The sequence below is a fragment of the Ancylobacter defluvii genome, assembly GCF_018390605.1.
GTDB classification, from domain to species: domain Bacteria; phylum Pseudomonadota; class Alphaproteobacteria; order Rhizobiales; family Xanthobacteraceae; genus Ancylobacter; species Ancylobacter defluvii.
In genome coordinates this window covers 798,012-814,358 of the sequence record NZ_JAHBGD010000024.1, presented here as the reverse complement: position 1 = coordinate 814,358, position 16,347 = coordinate 798,012, and the positions used below count along the sequence as shown (strand labels likewise).

Here is a 16,347-nt window from a genome sequence, read left to right as displayed (position 1 = left end):
TGACCTGGAGTGCGCTCCAGCACCTAGACGTAGATGCGTCGAGACGGTTCGGGACAGACATGAAGATCGGCGAGCTCGCCCGGCGCACGGGATTGTCCGTTTACACCCTCCGCTATTACGAGCGGATCGGACTGCTGCCGCGCGCCGGGCGGGATGCCTCGCGCCAGCGGGACTATGACGCCTCCATCCTGACATGGATCGAGTTTCTCGGGCGGCTGAAGACCACCGGGATGCCGATCCGCGACATGCTGCGCTACGCCGCGCTGCGGGCCGAGGGCGAGGAGACTGCCGCCAGGCGCGGCGAACTGCTCCGGCGCCATCGCGAGGCGGTGCGCGCGCATGTCGGCGAGCTTCAGGCCTGCCTCACCGTCCTCGACGCCAAGATCGCCGGATATGCCGGCACCGACAGCGAGGAGCCTTCCCATGACGCAGATGAGCAATCCTGACGACAGCCGGTTCGAGAAGGGCCGGGAGGCACTGGCCCGCATCGACGGCGAGGCCGGGCAGAAAGTGGTGGATGCGCTCAAGGACATCGCGCCCGATTTCGCCCGGTTGCTGATCGAGTTTCCCTTCGGCGACATCTACACGCGGCCCGGGCTCGACCTGCGCTCGCGCGAGGTGGCGACCATCGCAGCGCTGACCGCGCTCGGCACGGCCGCGCCGCAGCTCAAGGTGCATATCGCCGCCGGGCTGAATGTCGGGCTGAGCCGGGAGGAGATCGTCGAGACCATCATGCAGATGGCGGTCTATGCCGGTTTTCCGGCGGCGCTGAACGGGCTGTTCGTGGCGAAGGAGGTGTTCGCGGCGCGGGGCGTGTGAGCGGGGAGGAACACGTCCCGGCAGCGGCGGGCCGCACTCCCCGGCCGCGAAGAAGGCCCGTCACCCCATCCCTCTCCCCGACGGGGAGAGGGAGCCGGTCGCGCTTGGGTCCGCTGTCGCTGCTTCGCGTGCCAGCCTTCCTCGCCGTTGTTGCCGCGTCAGCCTTCCCGCACCCACGGCCGGAAATGCTTGGAGAGCTTCAGCCCCTGCGCCTGGTAGTTGGAGCCGAGGCCCTCGCCATAGAGCGAGCGCGGCGTCTCCAGCATGCGCTCATAGACCAGGCGGCCGACGATCTGGCCGTCTTCCAGGATGAACGGCACCTCGCGCGAGCGCACCTCCAGCACCGCGCGGGCGCCGCCATGCGCATTGGCGTGCCCGCCGGCCGCCGCATGGCCGAAGCCGGGATCGAAGAAGCCGGCGTAATGCACGCGGAACTCGCCGACCAGCGGGTCGAACGGCACCATCTCCGCCGCGAAGCCGGGCGGCACATGCACGGCTTCCTTGGAGGCGAGGATGTAGAAGGCGTCGGGATCGAGCACCAGCTCGCGCTTGCCGCGCGTCACCAGCGGCTCCCAATAATCGTCGACATCGCAGGCGGCTCGCTTGTCGACGTCGATCAGCCCGGTATGGCGCTTGGCGCGGAAGCCGAGCAGGCCACCGAAGCCGGCGCCGGACAGATCGACGCTGACGGCGATGCCGCCGCCGGCGACGTCCGGCTGCGGGGTGTCGACGAGGCGCTCGGCGGCATTGAGCGCCGCGGTCTCGGCCTCGCCGAGGCGGGCGTCGCCGCGGCGGAAGCGGATCTGCGACAGCCGCGAGCCCTTGCGCACCAGGATCGGGAAGGTGCGGGGGCTGATCTCGAGATACAGCTTGCCCTGATAGCCAGCGGGGACGATGTCGAAGGAACGGGCGCGGTCGGCGATGACGCGGGTGAACACGTCGAGCCGGCCGGTGGAGCTCTTCGGATTGGTGGAGGCGGCGATGCCGTCGGGCAGCGCCAGCGCTTCCTGCAACTCGACGAGATAGACGCAGCCGGTCTCCAGCACCTCGCCGGTGGCGAGATCGAGCTTGTGCAGGGCGAGCTGCTTCAGCCGGTCGGCGACATCGACATCGGCGCCGGGCAGGAAGCTCGCCCGGATGCGCCAGGCGGTGTCGCCGAGGCGCAGATCGAGGCTGGCCGGCTGGATCTGGTCGGCATCGAAGGGCGCCATGGTGCGGATGGCGCCGGCGGCATTGAGCGCGGCGATGGCGCTGTCCGGCAGAATGCCGTCACCTGTTGCGGGCAGACCCAGTTCGGACACGCTTCGTCTCGCTTCGGTTGAGTGATCACCAAAAGGGTGAATGTCCCGCGTTCGCTTTACCGGACGCGCCCCTTGACGCCAAGCCGGCGGCGGCGCTAATTGCCTCCACCACGTGGTCATTTGAAGCCGACCGGCTTGCCGCCACGCTAAACAAGGTTGCTAAAAAGGTCGGGGCCGCGCGGCGTGTGCGCGTGGGCGTCCCCGGTCTTACGCAAGACACCGGAGTCGCCGAATGACCGCTTCCTCTGCCGAACCCAAGCTTACCCCCGCCGAGATCGCCGAACTGCGCCCCGATACCCGCCTGGTGCATGGCGGCATCCTGCGCTCGCCCTTCGCGGAGACCTCCGAGGCGCTCTACCTGACGCAGGGCTATGTCTACGACACCGCCGAGCAGGCGGAAGCCCGCTTCAAGGGCGAAGATCCGGGTTTCATCTATACCCGCTACTCCAACCCGACCACGGCGATGTTCGAGGCCCGCCTCGCGCTGCTGGAAGGCGCCGAAGTGGCGCGGGCCACCGCCTCCGGCATGGCGGCGGTGACGGCGTCGCTGCTGTGCCAGCTAAGCACCGGCGACCATGTGGTGGCGGCGCGCGCCCTGTTCGGTTCCTGCCGCTATGTGATCGAGGAACTGCTGCCGCGCTTCGGCGTCACCTCGACGCTGGTCGACGGCACCGATCTTGCCGCCTGGCAGGCGGCGGTGACGCCGGCGACCAAGGTGTTCTTCCTCGAGAGCCCGACCAACCCGACGCTGGAGCTGGTCGACATCGCCGCGGTGGCCAAGATCGCGCATGAGGCCGGCGTCAGGCTGGTGGTCGACAACGTGTTCGCCACGCCGATGCTGCAGAGCCCGATCGCGCTCGGCGCCGACATCGTGGTCTATTCGGCGACCAAGCACATTGACGGGCAGGGGCGCTGCCTCGCCGGCGTGATCCTGTGCTCGGAGAAGTTCCTCAACGACCATCTCCAGACCTTCCTGCGCCAGACCGGGCCGTCGGTGTCGCCGTTCAACGCCTGGGTGATGCTGAAGGGGCTGGAGACGCTGCCGCTGCGCATCGAGCGTTCGCAGGCCAGCGCGGCGGCGCTGGCCGACCGGCTGGCCGGCGAGGGCAAGATCGGCAAGGTGATCTATCCCTACCGCGCCGACCATCCCCAGCACGCGCTGGCCAAGCGCCAGATGCGCGGGGGCGGCACGCTGGTCACCTTCGAGGTGGCGGGCGGCAAGGCCGGCGCCTTCCGCTTCCTCAACCAGCTGAAGGTGGTGCGCATCTCCAACAATCTCGGCGACGCCAAGAGCCTGGTCACCCACCCGGCGACCACCACGCATCAGCGCTTCACCGCCGAGGCGCGGGCGGAAATGGGGATCTCCGACGGCATGGTGCGGCTGTCGGTCGGGCTCGAGCATGTCGACGACCTCGGCGACGATATCCTGCGCGCGCTGAAGGCGGTGTGAGCGGCGCTTCTTCCGCCTGAGCCGGGCTGGTGCCGGGCTCGGGCGGAGAGGGGACCGGCAGGCCGGCGGCCGCTCCGCCGTCCTGGGCTTTCCGGGCGGCTGCCTCGCCCGAGCGGCCGCCTTATCTGGCCGCCGCCTTGCCCTTGATCTTGCCGCCGCCTTGCCCTTGTCGCGCAATCGGCCTTCACTGCCCGGCGACGGATTCGAGGAGAGCGGAATGTACAGGGCCACCACGCGTGGCGTGCAGGTGACGGTGACGCCGCGTTTCTCGCCGGAACGCTCCGACCTCGCGCGCAGCCAGTATTTCTGGGCCTACACCATCGAGATCGTCAATCTCGGCGCCTCCACGGTGCAACTTATGACCCGCCACTGGATCATCACCGACGCGCTGGGGCGGGTGCAGGAGGTGCGCGGCGCCGGGGTGGTGGGCGAGCGGCCGGTGCTGCCGCCCGGCGCGCATTTCGAATATACCAGCGGCGTGCCGCTGCCGACCTCCACCGGCTCGATGGAGGGCAGCTACGGACTGGTCGACGAGGGTGGCGAGACCTTCGACGTCGAGGTGCCGGGCTTCTCGCTGGACATGCCGGGCACCGCCCGCACGCTCAACTGAACGCCGTCGCTTCGCCGGGCACGCTTGCCGCTTCCGGCGCATCGGCTAAGCGGCTATGCTCGGTTGCGTGCAACCCGCCGTGACGAGCCGAGTCCTCGCATCCGTGATCGATTTCCGTCCGATCGCCGCCGTGCTCGGCGTGCTGCTGGCCGTCCTCGGCACCACCATGATGATTCCGGCCCTCGTCGATGTGCTGGCGGGGGAGGACGACTTCATCATCTATGCCGCCACCGCGGCGATCACCGTCTTCGTCGGCCTTTCGCTGTGGCTCGCCGGCCGCACCGGCGAGGTGGAGCTGCTCGGCCTGCGGCAGGCTTTCATATTGACGACGCTGAGCTGGGTGCTGCTCTCGTTGTTCGCCGCCATTCCCTTCATGTGGTCGGAGACGCGGCTCTCCTTCGCCGATGCCTATTTCGAGGCGATGTCGGGGCTGACCACCACCGGGGCGACGGTGATCTCCAATCTCGACGACCGCCCGCCGGGCATATTGATCTGGCGCGCCTTCCTGCACTGGTATGGCGGCATCGGCATCATTGTCTTCGCCATGGCGTTCCTGCCAATGCTGCAGATCGGCGGCATGCAACTGTTCCGGGCGGAATCGTCCGACAAATCCGAGAAGGTGCTGCCGCGCGCGGCACAGCTCGCCAAGGGCATTCTCGGCACCTATGTGGCGCTGACCTTCATTTGCGGGCTCGCCTACATGCTCGCCGGCATGGATGCGTTCGACGCCGTCGCCCATGCCATGGCAACGATCTCGACCGGCGGCTTCTCCACCCATGACGCCTCGATCGGCTTTTTCCACAGCCCCGCCATCGAATATGTGGCGATCGTGTTCATGATCACCGGCTCGCTGCCCTTCCTGCTCTATGTGCGGGTGCTGGCGGGCGATTTCTCGCGGCTGTTCGCCAACGCCGAGGTGCGGCTGTTCCTCGGCCTCGCCGCCGTGTTCACCCTGATCTCGATGTTCGAGCAGGTGCGCGGCGGCATCGCCGAGGGCGAGACGGCGCTGCGCCATGCGCTGTTCAACGTGGTGTCGCTGATGTCGACCACCGGCTTCGTCACGGTCGACTTCACCGATTGGGGACCGCCGACCGACGCGCTCTATTTCATCCTGCTGTTTCTCGGCGGCTGCACCGGCTCGACCTCGGGCGGGATGAAGATGTTCCGCATCGCCATTCTCGGCTCGGCGCTGGTGCAACATCTCAAGCGCATCGTCTATCCCAGCGGCGTGTTCCCGGTGCGCTATGGCGGCGCGCCGATCGACGACTCCGTCGTCGCCTCGGTGCTGTCCTTCGGCTTTCTCTATCTCGCCAGTTTCGCGGTGATCAGCATCGCGCTGAACTGGTTCGGCCTCGACCTCGTCACCGCGCTTTCCGGCGCCATCACCGCCATCGGCAATGTCGGCCCCGGCATCGGCCCGCATATCGGCCCGGCAGCCAATTTCGCCGGCCTGCCGGACAGCGTGATCTGGATCCTGTCCTTCGGGATGCTGCTCGGGCGCCTCGAATTGTTCACCGTGCTGGTGCTGTTCCTGCCGAGCTTCTGGCGACGCTGACGCTGCCTGCGGTCGCGGTGACGACCGTAACGGACTTGCCGTGGACCGCATGATACCGTCTATGCTCGGGCGGATCGACGAATGAGCGGAATCCGGGAGCGTTCATGCTGGCAGGCCGTACAACCACCGAGGAATTGCTGGCCTATCTGGTGGGCTTCGACACCACGAGCCGCAATTCCAACCTCCGGCTGATCGGCTTCGTGCGCGACTATCTGGAGGCCTTCGGCGTCGCCTCGGTGCTGGTGCCGAGCGCCGACGGCGAGAAGGCCAGCCTGTTCGCCACCATCGGCCCCGAGGGCGTGGGCGGCGTCTGCCTCTCCGGCCATTCCGACGTGGTGCCGGTGGACGGCCAGCCCTGGACCACCGACCCCTTCACCCTGACGCCGAAGGACGACCGGCTCTATGGCCGCGGCTCCTGCGACATGAAGGGCTTCGTCGCCACCTGCCTCGCCAAGGTGCCGGACATGGTGGCGGCGCGGCTCGCCACGCCGATCCACCTGCTGATCTCCTATGACGAGGAGCTGGGCTGCACCGGGGTGATCCCGGCGGTGCGCAAGCTGGGCGTGGACCTGCCGCTGCCCCGCGCCTGCATCGTCGGCGAGCCGACATCGATGAAGGTGGTGGACGCGCACAAATCCGGCGTCGGCTATGTGACGACGGTGATCGGCCGTGAGGCGCATTCCTCCATGCCGCATCTCGGCGCCAATGCCATCTTCGCCAGCGCCGAACTCATTGCCGAGCTCGACCGGCTGCGGGTGGAACTGATCGCCGCTGGCGACGCCTCGGGACGCTTCGATCCGCCGAACTCCACCTTGCAGGTGGTGGGCATCGAGGGCGGCACCGCCGGCAACATCGTGCCGCGCCGCTGCGTGGTGAAATGGAACCTGCGCGGGCTGCCGAATTTCGACGAGGAGAGCCTCGTCGCCGGTTTCGACCGCTTCGCCCAGCAGGTGGTGTTGCCGAAGCTCCAGGCCGACGCGCCGGAGGCGGAGATCAGCACCCATTTCACCTACCGGGTGCCGCCGCTGTCGCCGCAGCCGGGCTCGGAGGCGGAGCGGCTCGCCCTGCGGCTTGCCGGGCAGAACGCCACCTTCGCCGTATCCTACGGCACCGAGGGCGGGCATTTCCAGGCCCAGGGCGTGCCGACGGTGATCTGCGGGCCGGGCTCGATCGACCAGGCGCACAAGCCCGACGAGTTTATCGAGGTGGCGCAGCTGCGCGCCTGCGAGCGGTTCCTCGACGGGCTGATCGCGGAGTGCACGCGGTAGGGGAGCGGCTCGGGCGCGGGCGTCCTTGGGGGGACGCGGTGATGCCGGGAGGCTGGCCGGTGACCTCAGGATGACAATGTCCTACGAGGGCAAGGGTGAAACGCCGTTTGCGTGATCCCGGCTGCCTGGAATCTACCTTTCCTCTCCCCGACGGGGAGAGGTGGCCCGCGAAGCGGGTCGGTGAGGGGAGACGCCATTGGGAAGCCTTGCAGACCCCTCACCCCAGCCCTCTCCCCGACGGGGAGAGGGAGCGCGTCGCTCTGGCGGCTCACGCGATCCCGGACCGGTCCTGTGAACCGTCCGGGATGACGCTTGGGCGGGAGCGCCCGCTCACGCCTCGTCGGACGAGGCTTCCGGCTCCTCCGGGCCGACGATTTCCTCGGCCTTGAAGTCGTAGGAGCGGCCGCAGAACTCGCAGGTGACCACCACCTTGCCGTCCTCGACCAGGCTTTCCCGCTCCTCGCGGGAGAAATTCGCCAGCACGCCGGTGACGCGCTCGCGCGAGCAGGAGCATTTGGCGACGACGTTTTCCGCCTGGAACACCCGCACGCCGCGCTCGTGGAACAGCCGGAACAGCAGCCGCTCGGCGGAAAGGTCGCCGTCGACCAGCTCGACATCCTCCAGCGTGCCGACCAGCGACTGGGCTTCCATCCAGGCGTCGTCTCCCTCCGCCGCTTCGGGAAGCTCGGTGCCTTCCGGCGCATCGCCCGGATGCAGGTCGACCGGGCGGATGCGGCCGCCCTCGGTCGGCAGGAACTGCACCATCAGCCCGCCGGCACGCCACGACGAGGCGGCATCGCCGGGGTGCACCTCCTCGGCCACCGCCAGCCGCACGCGGGTGGGGATCTGCTCCGACTGGGCGAAATAGCGGTGCGCGGCATCCTCGAGATTGCCGCCCTCCAGCGCCACGATGCCCTGATAGCGGTTGGCGCTCAGTCCCTGGTCGATGGTCATGGCGAGATGGCCGGCGCCGAGCAGCGCACCGCTGTCGAGCCGCTGGCCGGGCGTCAGCGCCGCCTGCATCGCCTGCAGCCGCTCCGTGTTGAAGCGCGCATAGGCGCGCACATCCTGCGGCGCGGTGAAATCGACCACCAGCAGGTCGACCGGCCCGTCGGTGCGGGTCTGCAGGATGAAGCGGCCGCTGATCTTCAGCGTCGAGCCGAGCAGCACGGTGAGCGCCACCGCCTCGCCGAGCAGCCGCTTGACCAGCGGCGGATAGGCGTGGTGCGCCATGACGGCATCGAGCGCGGTGCCGAGGCGCACCACGCGCCCGCGCACGTCGAGGCCGTCGACGTGGAAGGGAGTGACCTGATCGTCCACCGCCTCGGCGAGCGGGAGGCGGGCGGTCTGCGAAGGATCGGGGGTGGGGATGGAGTGTGTCATGTCGCCCGCCCATATGGGTGCGAAGATGGCGTTGCGCGAGAGGCAGCAGTGCCGGCCTCCCGCGCGGCCGAAGCCGGAACGAAGGGCGCCCCGCGGGGCGCCCGGCGAACTCAGGCCGAGGCGCCTTCGAGGCACCAGGCGAGGATGCCCTTCTGCGCGTGCAGCCGGTTTTCCGCCTCGTCGAACACCACCGATTGCGGGCCGTCCATCACCTCGTCGGTGACTTCCTCGCCGCGATGGGCCGGCAGGCAGTGCATGAAGATGGCGTCCTTGGCTGCGCGCCGCATCAGCGCGCCGTTGACCTGATAGGGCTTGAGCAGGTTGTGGCGGCGTTCGGCCTCCACATCCCCCATCGACACCCAGGTATCGGTGACGACGCAATCGACGCCCTCGACCGCCTCCTCGGCGCGGGTGCCGAAGCGCACCCGGGCGCCGGTCTGCTTCACCCAGTCGACCAGCGCCGGGCGCGGGGCGAGCTCGGGCGGGGTGGCGACATTGAGCGCGAAATCGAAGCGCTCCGCCGCATGCACCCAGGAGGCCAGCACATTATTGGCGTCGCCGGTCCAGGCGACGGTGCGGCCCTGGATCGAGCCGCGGTGCTCCTCGAAGGTCATCACATCCGCCATGATCTGGCAGGGATGGCTGTCGCGGGTCAGCCCGTTGATCACCGGCACCGTGGCGTGGGCGGCGAGCTCCTCCAGCGCGGCGTGGTCGAGGATGCGGATCATGATCGCATCGACATAGCGCGACAGCACCTTGGCGGTGTCGGCGATGGTCTCGCCGCGGCCGAGCTGCATCTCGGCGCCGGTGAGCATGATGGTCTCGCCGCCGAGCTGGCGCATGGCGACGTCGAAGGAGATGCGGGTGCGGGTGGAGGGCTGGTCGAACACCATCGCCAGCACCTTGCCGGCAAAGGGCCTCTCCAGCGCCACCTTCTGCCGGCGCTTCTTCAGGTCGTGCGAGAAGCGCATGAGTTCGCGCAGCTCGCCGGCGGGCAGGGCGTTGAGATCGAGAAAATGCTTCACGCCGTTCTTCGCGTCGTTGGCCGTCATGCCGCGGCTCCCTCGGATGCGGTGAGCGAGGCCTCGATGCGCGCGCAGGCGGCATCCAGCTTCTCGAAGGCGGCGTCGATCTCCGCTTCGCCGATGTTCAAGGGCGGCAGCAGGCGCACAACGTTTTCCGCCGCCGCCGGGGCGAGCATGTGCTCGGCCCGCATGGCGGTGATGAGGTCGCCATTGGGTACGAGCGTGCGCAGGCCGACCAGCAGGCCCTCGCCGCGCACCTCGGCGATAACCGCCGGGTGGCGGTCCTTCAATTCGGCGAGGCGCTGGCGCAGGCGGGCGGCGGTGGCCTGCACCTTGTCGAGGAAGCCGTCGGCGAGCACCACGTCGAGCACCGCATTGGCGACGCTCATGGCGAGCGGATTGCCGCCATAGGTCGAGCCGTGGGTGCCCAGCGTCATGCCCTTGGCGGCTTCTTCGGTGGCGAGGCAGGCGCCGACCGGGAAGCCGCCGCCAATGCCCTTGGCCACCGCCATGATGTCCGGCGTGATGCCGGCCCATTCATGGGCGAAGAACTTGCCGGTGCGGCCGACGCCGCTCTGCACTTCGTCGAGCACCAGCAGCAGGCCGTTCTCGTCGCACAGCGCGCGCAGGGCGCGCAGGAACGACCACGAGGCCGAGCGCACGCCGCCTTCGCCCTGCACCGGCTCGATGAGGATGGCGCCGGTCTCCGGCCCGATGGCCGCCTTCACCGCGTCGAGATCGCCATAGGGCACCTGGTCGAAGCCGGGCAGCGCCGGGCCGAAGCCCTCCAGATACTTCTCGTTGCCGCCGGCGGCGATGGTCGCCAGCGTGCGGCCGTGGAAGGCGCCCTCGAAGGTGATGATGCGGTGACGCTCCGGCGCGCCGTTCACGTAATGGTACTTGCGCGCCATCTTGATCGCGCATTCCAGCGCTTCCGCGCCGGAATTGGTGAAGAACATGGTGTCGGCGAAGGTCGCCTCGACGAGACGGCGCGCGAGCTTCTCCGCGCCCTCGATGCGGAACACGTTGGACAGGTGCCACACTTTGCCGGCCTGCTCGGTCAGCGCCGCGACGAGATGCGGATGCGCGTGGCCGAGGACATTCACCGCGATGCCGGCGGTGAAGTCGAGATATCGCTGCCCGTCCTTGGTGAACAGCCAGGCGCCTTCGCCCCGCTCGAAAACCAGGTCGACGCGATTATAGGTCGGCAGGATGGGGTCGATCACCTGCCCCTCCTCTATTGATGACGGCTCTAAAAGCCTGGGCCCAAAACGAAACGTGCCGCCCTTGCGGGGGCGGCACCCGATGCAGCGGATTTTAAAGGAACGCCGCCGGGGGTCAACATGGCTGGTCAACATGACAGACCGACAACAAATGGCCGGCGGCACGGGGGCGCCGCCGGCCGGTACGATGTGCCTGCGGACTAGGCCGGAACGCTCACTCCTGCTCGTCCTCGAAGATCCACAGCTCCAGCGTCGGCTGCGGCTGGCCGGCGTGGTCGGTCATGCCGAGGAAGCCGGGGACGCGGCGCTTCTGCTCCGGGGTCAGCGAGGCCACCAGCGGCTTGGCCGCGGCGATCACCGTCTTGAGGTCCTGCGCCCGCGCCGCCTCGGCGTCGGCGAGGCGCTCCAGCACGATGAGGAAGTCGGTCGCCGGCTCGGCCTTGGCGCGATCGGCGGCACGGCCGGCGGCGTTCTTCGCCGCCTGGCGGATGGCGGCCTCCACCGGGTCCCAGAGCTTCGCCTGGTCGGGGGTGAGGCCGATCACCGTCTTCAGCGCGATGAGGCGGGCGTCGAGCACCGCCTGGGCGTCCTCCGGCGTGTAGAGGTCGACCACCGGCGGCGGCGCGTCCGCGGGCGGCGCGGCCGGCGGCGTGGTCTGGGCCATGGCCGGCGCGGCGAGCGCCATGGCGAGCGCGGCCATCGGGGCGAGGGCGGAAAGGCGGGCAACGATGCGTGTCATGATGGGTCTCCGCTCAGGCCGGGTTCACTGCCAGCCGCCATCGGGCAGGCGGCCATGGTAGGGCGTGTCGCGGCAGTGGCCCCAAGGCCCGCGCCACCAGCCGGGAGGGCAGCCATTGCCGTAATAGACCGGGGCTCCGGGGGGCACCGCGTAGCCGCCGCCGGGCAGCGGGCCGGTATAGGGAGTGTCGCGGCAACCGCCCCAGGGGCCGCGCCAGGCGCCGGGGCCGCAGCCCTGGGCGACCCTGGTGACAAGAGCGTCGGGCGCGGACAGCGTCGCGGCGATCGGAGCGGCCGAGGCCGGCATGGCGAGGAAGGCTGAGGCGGCAAGCGCCGCCGCGGCGATAAGACGGGAGGTCATGAGGCGGGAAGTATGGGGGGCCGACGCGGGGGCGGCGGCTTTTGGATGCGGCGTCATCGGCTTCTCCATCAGGCGCAAATCATGCGGCGCCATGGATGCATGCCGGGCCTGCCGGAACAATGTCTCACAGGTGGTGCGGGCTCATTTCAGAGCCGTTCCAAACCGGATCGTGATCGGGCGGGCCGGACGCGCCGATTCAAGTTATTGATCCGACTCGCATCCTTAACCAAGTGTTGCGCTGCGGACTCTCAACTGGGGAAAACGATCGTTTCGGCTCTGAACAGACTGGGCGAGAGTCTACGCATATTGTAGCCTCACGACCGTCAGATACGACATCTCGTGCGGCGGCAAATTCCATCGTGGCGTCAGCGGCATTAATCCGGCCGATCGTGTTCGGCCGGAAGCCTGTGAGATTTTGCCTGCGCGGTCGATGAGCTCAAGGAGGAACAGCGATGAACTGGACGGACGAGCGCGTCGAGCTCCTCAAGAAATTGTGGTCTGAAGGCCTGTCCGCCAGCCAGATCGCCGCCGAGCTCGGCGGCGTGACGCGCAACGCGGTCATCGGCAAGGTGCATCGCCTCGGCCTCTCCGGCCGCGCCAAGGCCGCCGCCGCTCCGGCCCCGCGCCCGCGCAAGCCGCGCCCGGCCGTGGTGGCCAGCGCGCCGGCCCGGCCGATGGTCTCCGGCAACAATGCGCTCGCCCCGGTGATGCGCCCGGTGATCGAGCCGGAGCCGGTGGAAATGCCGGATCCGGTCGCCAACGTCATCCCGATGGCGGAGCGCTGCACCATTCTCGACCTGACCGAGTTCACCTGCCGCTGGCCGGTGGGCGAGCCGGGCAAGGGCGACTTCTATTATTGCGGCAGCCGCACCAAGACCGGCCTGCCTTATTGTTCCTATCACTCCCGCATCGCCTATCAGCCGGTGCAGGACCGCCGCCGCGACCGGCGCGTAGCGCGCTGACGCAAGACGCGTTGAAGCAAGACCCACTGCCGTAAGTCGAGCTTTCGGCGTGGCGGCGGGTGGTGCGTCCGCCGGCAGACTTGACGCCGGCATTGGCGTGGGCGTGGATCGGCACCATATTGGAGCGCATTCCTCCCCGAGCCGAGCATGCTGTTTCGAAGGCCGCCGATCCCCCGTACCGAGACGCGGGCGCCCTCCGCGCCGCGCGAGGCCACGTCGCTGACGTTGCGCGTCGACGGGCGCGAGGTGGTCGTCACGCTGCGCCGCGATGCGCGGGCGCGGCGCTATACGCTGCGGGTACGGGCGGCGAGCCGGGACGTGGTGCTGACCATGCCCGCCCGCGGTTCGCTGAAGGAGGCCACAGCCTTCGCCGAGCGCCATACCGGCTGGATCGCCGTCCGCCTCGCGCAATTGCCGGTGATCGTCGCCTTCGCTCCCGGAGCGGTGGTGCCGCTGCGCGGCGTCCCGCACCGCATCGCCCATCGCCCCGGCGCGCGCGGCACGGTGTGGGCCGAGACCGACGCCGAGGGACAGGCGCTGCTTTGCGTCGCCGGCGAGGCGGCGCATGTGGCGCGCCGGGTTGCCGACTTCCTCAAGCGCGAGGCACGGCGCGACCTCACCGAGGCGAGCCGCCGCCATGCGCTCGCGCTCGGCGTCACCATCAGCCGCATCACCCTGCGCGACACGGCGAGCCGCTGGGGCTCGTGCTCCTCGACCGGGGGGCTATCCTATTCCTGGCGGCTGATCCTCGCTCCGCCCGAGGTGCTCGACTATCTCGCCGCCCATGAGGTGGCGCATCGCCGCGAGATGAACCACGGCCCGCGCTTCTGGGCGACGGTGGACCGCCTATTCCCCCGCCGGCACGAGGCCGAGGCCTGGCTGAAGCGGCGCGGCGCGGAGCTGCACCGCTTCGGCGCCGAGGCGGAGTGAGCGGTCCCGGTGCATCGGTCATGGCCGGAGCCGGTCCGGCCATCCACACGGTTGCGCCGGGTATGCCCGGCCAAAGGCGTGGATGCCCGGAACAGCCTGAACATGACGCGGTTCCTGGCCTCATGTCGGACGGCTTCCTGGGAAGCTTTCGAACCATTCTTCTCCCAATTGGGAAGAGGTGGCCCACCGACGGGTCTTGTCTTTGGCGAGCCCGAGGACAGGCTCCCGCGGGTCGGTGAGGGGGGACGACATCGGGAAGCCAAGAAGACCCTCACCCCAACCCTCTCCCCGACGGGGAGAGGGAGAGGAAGGGCACGGCTTTCGATTGGGACCGCCATCCCGGACGGTCCTTCAGGACCGATCGGGGACCGCTTGGGAGGTGAAGAGCGGAGGGACGGGACATGATCCGGCTCTGCGCCGCGCTCCGGCTGGGATGACGACAGCCGTCGTGCGGCCGGGATGACAACCGGGAGATGACGGCGGCGGGGTCGCCACGGTGGACGCTCGATCCTCAGCCGCCGAACAGCTTGTCGAGCAGCCAGTTGTCGATGGTGGCCGGCTTGCGCTGCGCCTGCGGGCCGCCGGTGACCACCGGCTCCTCCGGCACATCGCCGGGCGGCAGGTTGGAGGGCGCGATCTGCGGCGCCTCCAAGCCGGCGCCGGGCAGCTGGACCGGCGGCATGTCCTTGTGCGCCGCCTTCATCACCTGGCTCCACACCTCCACCGGCACGCCGGCACCCGAGGCCTTTTTGGTCGGCGAGGAATCGTCGTTGCCGAGCCAGACGGCGGCGACGAGCCGGCCCGTATAGCCGATGAACCAGGCGTCGCGGTAATCCTGGCTGGTGCCGGTCTTGCCGGCCACCGGCCAGCCGGGCAGGTCGGCGCGCTTGGCGGTGCCGGTGAGCACCACCTGCTGCAGCATGCGGTTCATCATCGACACATGTGGCGGTGCCATCACCATGCCGCGGTTCGGCGAGGGTGCGGTGTAGAGCAGCTTGCCGCTGCCGCTGTCCTTGACCTGCTGGATCACATGCGCGGCGACGCCGTAGCCGCCATTGGCGAACGGCGCATAGGCATCGGCCATTTCCAGCACCGACACTTCCGAGGTGCCCAGCGCGATCGAGGCATTGGGCTCCAGCTTGGAGGTGATGCCGAGGCGCTGGGCGGTCTTCACCACCTCGCCCGGTCCGACTTCCAGCGCCAGGCGGACGGCGACGGTGTTGAGCGACAGCGAGATCGCGGTCTTGAGATCGACCGGGCCGCGATAGTCGCGGCTGAAATTCTCCGGCTTCCAGCCCTTGATCTGCACCGGCGCGTCCTCGCGGATCGTCTCCGGCGTGAGGCCGCGCTCCATCGCGGTGAGATAGACGAAGGGCTTGAAGGACGAGCCGGGCTGGCGCCGGGCGGTGACGGCGCGGTTGTACTGGCTCTCCTCATAGGAGCGCCCGCCGACCAGAGCGCGCACGCCGCCATCGGTGTCCATCACAACCAGGGCGCCCTGCTCGACGCCGAGCTTCTTGCCGTTCTTGGCCAGCGCCTCCTTCAGCGCCTTGTCGGCGACCGCCTGCAGCGACATGTCGAGCGTGGTCTGCACGATCACGTCATGCTCGATGCTGGGCAGGATGGTCTTGAGCTGGTCGGCGACCCAGTCGGCGACATAGCCGGCGACGTCGGAGGAGTTGTTCTTCGCCACCGTTGCCGGCTTGGCGAGCGCCGCCTGCTCCATCTCCGTCGAGATGAAGCGGGCATCGGCCATGGCGTCGAGCACCACCGCGGCGCGCTGCTGCGCCGCGTCGAGGTTGCGGGTCGGGGCCAGCGAGGAGGGCGACTTGACGAGGCCGGCGATCATCGCCGCCTCCGCCAGGGTGAGCTGGCGCGCCGACTTGTTGAAGTAGCGCTGCGCCGCCGCCTCGATGCCCCAGGCGCCGGCGCCGAAATAGACGCGGTTCACATAGAGCTCGAGAATCTCGTTCTTGGAATATTTGGTCTCCAGCCAGATCGACAGGATAAGTTCCTGGATCTTGCGCGAGAGCGTGCGTTCCTGGGTGAGGAACAGGTTCTTGGCCAGTTGCTGGGTCAGTGTCGAGCCGCCCTCGCGCAGCCGTCCCGAGGTCAGGTTGACGAACACCGCGCGGCCGAGGCCGAGCGGGTCGAGGCCGAAATGCGAGTAGAAGCGCCGGTCCTCGATGGCGACGAAGGCCTGCGGCACATAGGGCGGCAGCGAGCGCAGCGGCACGGCGGAGCCGCGCATCTCGCCACGGGTGGCGATGGTCCTGCCGTCGGCGGCCTGGATGATGATGGTCGGCGGCCGGTCGGGAATGGCGAGGTTCTGGATCGGCGGCAGCTGGCCCGCCTCATAGAAGATGAGGCCGGCGACGCCGACTACCGCCCAGATGCCGAGCACGAAGGTCCAGTAGAACAACCGCGACAGCAGGCCGCGTCGCTTGGGGCCGCGCCCGCGTCCGGAAGCGGAGCGCCCGGATTCGCGCGAGGCCGAGGAGGAGCCGGATTTGCGCGAGGAGCCGCCACCGCTACTCTTGCGGACCATGGCGGTCGGCCGGTCTTCCGGCGACAGGCGCAGTTCTCCATAAGCCGACGATGCGCTCAGCACCGGCTCGCGCCGCTCGTTATCGCCGTTGCGCCCGAACATGACGTGCGGAATATCCCCCGAAAACCGCCGGTAAACGAAACCTAAACCGTGGCGGATAAACGTGGGGTTAAG

At 69.0% G+C, this 16,347-nt stretch carries 15 protein-coding genes and 1 riboswitch; of the genes, 8 read left to right on the top strand and 7 right to left on the bottom strand.

The features are described from left to right. The first annotated feature begins 59 nt into the window (after positions 1-59). Together KHC24_RS19975 and KHC24_RS19970 are read left to right on the top strand one after the other, a co-directional pair. Positions 60-446 carry a MerR family transcriptional regulator gene (locus tag KHC24_RS19975; protein ID WP_213365044.1) on the top strand — a complete coding sequence of 129 codons (387 nt, stop codon included), beginning with the start codon at positions 60-62 and terminating at the stop codon, positions 444-446. Beyond that, entirely contained in the window at positions 424-819 is a 396-nt protein-coding gene (locus tag KHC24_RS19970; RefSeq protein WP_246547182.1) for a carboxymuconolactone decarboxylase family protein, read from the top strand. Before KHC24_RS19975 ends, KHC24_RS19970 begins: the two co-directional genes overlap by 23 nt. A 158-nt stretch (positions 820-977) precedes the next feature. On the opposite strand, the gene KHC24_RS19965 is transcribed toward KHC24_RS19970, so the two are convergent. Further along, on the bottom strand, positions 978-2,120 hold the full coding sequence (locus KHC24_RS19965; RefSeq protein ID WP_271180621.1) for a 2'-deoxycytidine 5'-triphosphate deaminase: 1,143 nt from the start codon (positions 2,118-2,120) through the stop codon (positions 978-980). Positions 2,121-2,222: 102 nt separating this feature from the next. After that, positions 2,223-2,304: riboswitch (SAM riboswitch) on the top strand. A 48-nt stretch (positions 2,305-2,352) separates the two neighbouring features. On the opposite strand from KHC24_RS19965, the gene KHC24_RS19960 reads away from it, so the two are divergent. From KHC24_RS19960 to argE, 4 genes are all read left to right on the top strand, one after another. Next, on the top strand, positions 2,353-3,570 hold the full coding sequence (locus KHC24_RS19960) for an O-succinylhomoserine sulfhydrylase (protein ID WP_213365042.1): 1,218 nt from the start codon (positions 2,353-2,355) through the stop codon (positions 3,568-3,570). 217 nt (positions 3,571-3,787) lie between these two features. Beyond that, complete coding sequence (gene apaG / locus KHC24_RS19955) at positions 3,788-4,180, top strand: Co2+/Mg2+ efflux protein ApaG (RefSeq protein WP_213365041.1); 393 nt, start codon at positions 3,788-3,790, stop codon at positions 4,178-4,180. A 103-nt stretch (positions 4,181-4,283) separates the two neighbouring features. Next, on the top strand, positions 4,284-5,735 hold the full coding sequence (locus tag KHC24_RS19950; protein WP_213365040.1) for a TrkH family potassium uptake protein: 1,452 nt from the start codon (positions 4,284-4,286) through the stop codon (positions 5,733-5,735). Positions 5,736-5,839: 104 nt separating this feature from the next. After that, the gene (gene argE / locus KHC24_RS19945) at positions 5,840-7,003 is read left to right on the top strand and encodes an acetylornithine deacetylase (RefSeq protein ID WP_213365039.1); all 1,164 of its coding nucleotides are present in this window, start codon (positions 5,840-5,842) and stop codon (positions 7,001-7,003) included. A gap of 330 nt (positions 7,004-7,333) precedes the next feature. On the opposite strand, the gene KHC24_RS19940 is transcribed toward argE, so the two are convergent. The 5 genes from KHC24_RS19940 to KHC24_RS19920 all read right to left on the bottom strand — a co-directional run bounded on the left by KHC24_RS19940 (position 7,334) and on the right by KHC24_RS19920 (position 11,733). Beyond that, entirely contained in the window at positions 7,334-8,386 is a 1,053-nt protein-coding gene (locus KHC24_RS19940) for an Hsp33 family molecular chaperone (protein ID WP_213365038.1), read from the bottom strand. A 110-nt stretch (positions 8,387-8,496) separates the two neighbouring features. Further along, entirely contained in the window at positions 8,497-9,438 is a 942-nt protein-coding gene (gene argF / locus KHC24_RS19935) for an ornithine carbamoyltransferase (protein ID WP_213365037.1), read from the bottom strand. Next, the gene (locus KHC24_RS19930; protein WP_213365036.1) at positions 9,435-10,637 is read right to left on the bottom strand and encodes an aspartate aminotransferase family protein; all 1,203 of its coding nucleotides are present in this window, start codon (positions 10,635-10,637) and stop codon (positions 9,435-9,437) included. Before KHC24_RS19930 ends, argF begins: the two co-directional genes overlap by 4 nt. A 211-nt stretch (positions 10,638-10,848) precedes the next feature. Next, the gene (locus KHC24_RS19925; protein ID WP_213365035.1) at positions 10,849-11,373 is read right to left on the bottom strand and encodes a Spy/CpxP family protein refolding chaperone; all 525 of its coding nucleotides are present in this window, start codon (positions 11,371-11,373) and stop codon (positions 10,849-10,851) included. Positions 11,374-11,397: 24 nt separating this feature from the next. After that, on the bottom strand, positions 11,398-11,733 hold the full coding sequence (locus KHC24_RS19920) for a GCG_CRPN prefix-to-repeats domain-containing protein (protein WP_246547176.1): 336 nt from the start codon (positions 11,731-11,733) through the stop codon (positions 11,398-11,400). A gap of 452 nt (positions 11,734-12,185) precedes the next feature. Here KHC24_RS19920 and KHC24_RS19915 point away from each other — a divergent pair, with 452 nt between their 5' ends. Together KHC24_RS19915 and KHC24_RS19910 are read left to right on the top strand one after the other, a co-directional pair. Continuing rightward, complete coding sequence (locus KHC24_RS19915) at positions 12,186-12,695, top strand: GcrA family cell cycle regulator (protein WP_213365034.1); 510 nt, start codon at positions 12,186-12,188, stop codon at positions 12,693-12,695. A 147-nt stretch (positions 12,696-12,842) separates the two neighbouring features. Continuing rightward, positions 12,843-13,625 (top strand): M48 family metallopeptidase, encoded by a 783-nt coding sequence (locus tag KHC24_RS19910; protein ID WP_213365033.1) that lies wholly within the window; start codon positions 12,843-12,845, stop codon positions 13,623-13,625. Between the two features lie 511 nt (positions 13,626-14,136). Here KHC24_RS19910 and KHC24_RS19905 read toward each other — a convergent pair. Next, positions 14,137-16,275 (bottom strand): transglycosylase domain-containing protein, encoded by a 2,139-nt coding sequence (locus tag KHC24_RS19905; protein WP_213365032.1) that lies wholly within the window; start codon positions 16,273-16,275, stop codon positions 14,137-14,139. Positions 16,276-16,347: the final 72 nt, after the last annotated feature.

Coding starts and splice junctions, on each gene's coding strand:
- KHC24_RS19975 (WP_213365044.1), top strand. CDS start 60: ATGAAGATCGGCGAGCTCGCCCGGCGCACGGGATTGTCCGTTTACACC.
- KHC24_RS19970 (WP_246547182.1), top strand. CDS start 424: ATGACGCAGATGAGCAATCCTGACGACAGCCGGTTCGAGAAGGGCCGG.
- KHC24_RS19960 (WP_213365042.1), top strand. CDS start 2,353: ATGACCGCTTCCTCTGCCGAACCCAAGCTTACCCCCGCCGAGATCGCC.
- apaG (WP_213365041.1), top strand. CDS start 3,788: ATGTACAGGGCCACCACGCGTGGCGTGCAGGTGACGGTGACGCCGCGT.
- argE (WP_213365039.1), top strand. CDS start 5,840: ATGCTGGCAGGCCGTACAACCACCGAGGAATTGCTGGCCTATCTGGTG.
- KHC24_RS19940 (WP_213365038.1), bottom strand. CDS start 8,386: ATGACACACTCCATCCCCACCCCCGATCCTTCGCAGACCGCCCGCCTC.
- argF (WP_213365037.1), bottom strand. CDS start 9,438: ATGACGGCCAACGACGCGAAGAACGGCGTGAAGCATTTTCTCGATCTC.
- KHC24_RS19925 (WP_213365035.1), bottom strand. CDS start 11,373: ATGACACGCATCGTTGCCCGCCTTTCCGCCCTCGCCCCGATGGCCGCG.
- KHC24_RS19920 (WP_246547176.1), bottom strand. CDS start 11,733: ATGACCTCCCGTCTTATCGCCGCGGCGGCGCTTGCCGCCTCAGCCTTC.
- KHC24_RS19915 (WP_213365034.1), top strand. CDS start 12,186: ATGAACTGGACGGACGAGCGCGTCGAGCTCCTCAAGAAATTGTGGTCT.
- KHC24_RS19910 (WP_213365033.1), top strand. CDS start 12,843: ATGCTGTTTCGAAGGCCGCCGATCCCCCGTACCGAGACGCGGGCGCCC.
- KHC24_RS19905 (WP_213365032.1), bottom strand. CDS start 16,275: ATGTTCGGGCGCAACGGCGATAACGAGCGGCGCGAGCCGGTGCTGAGC.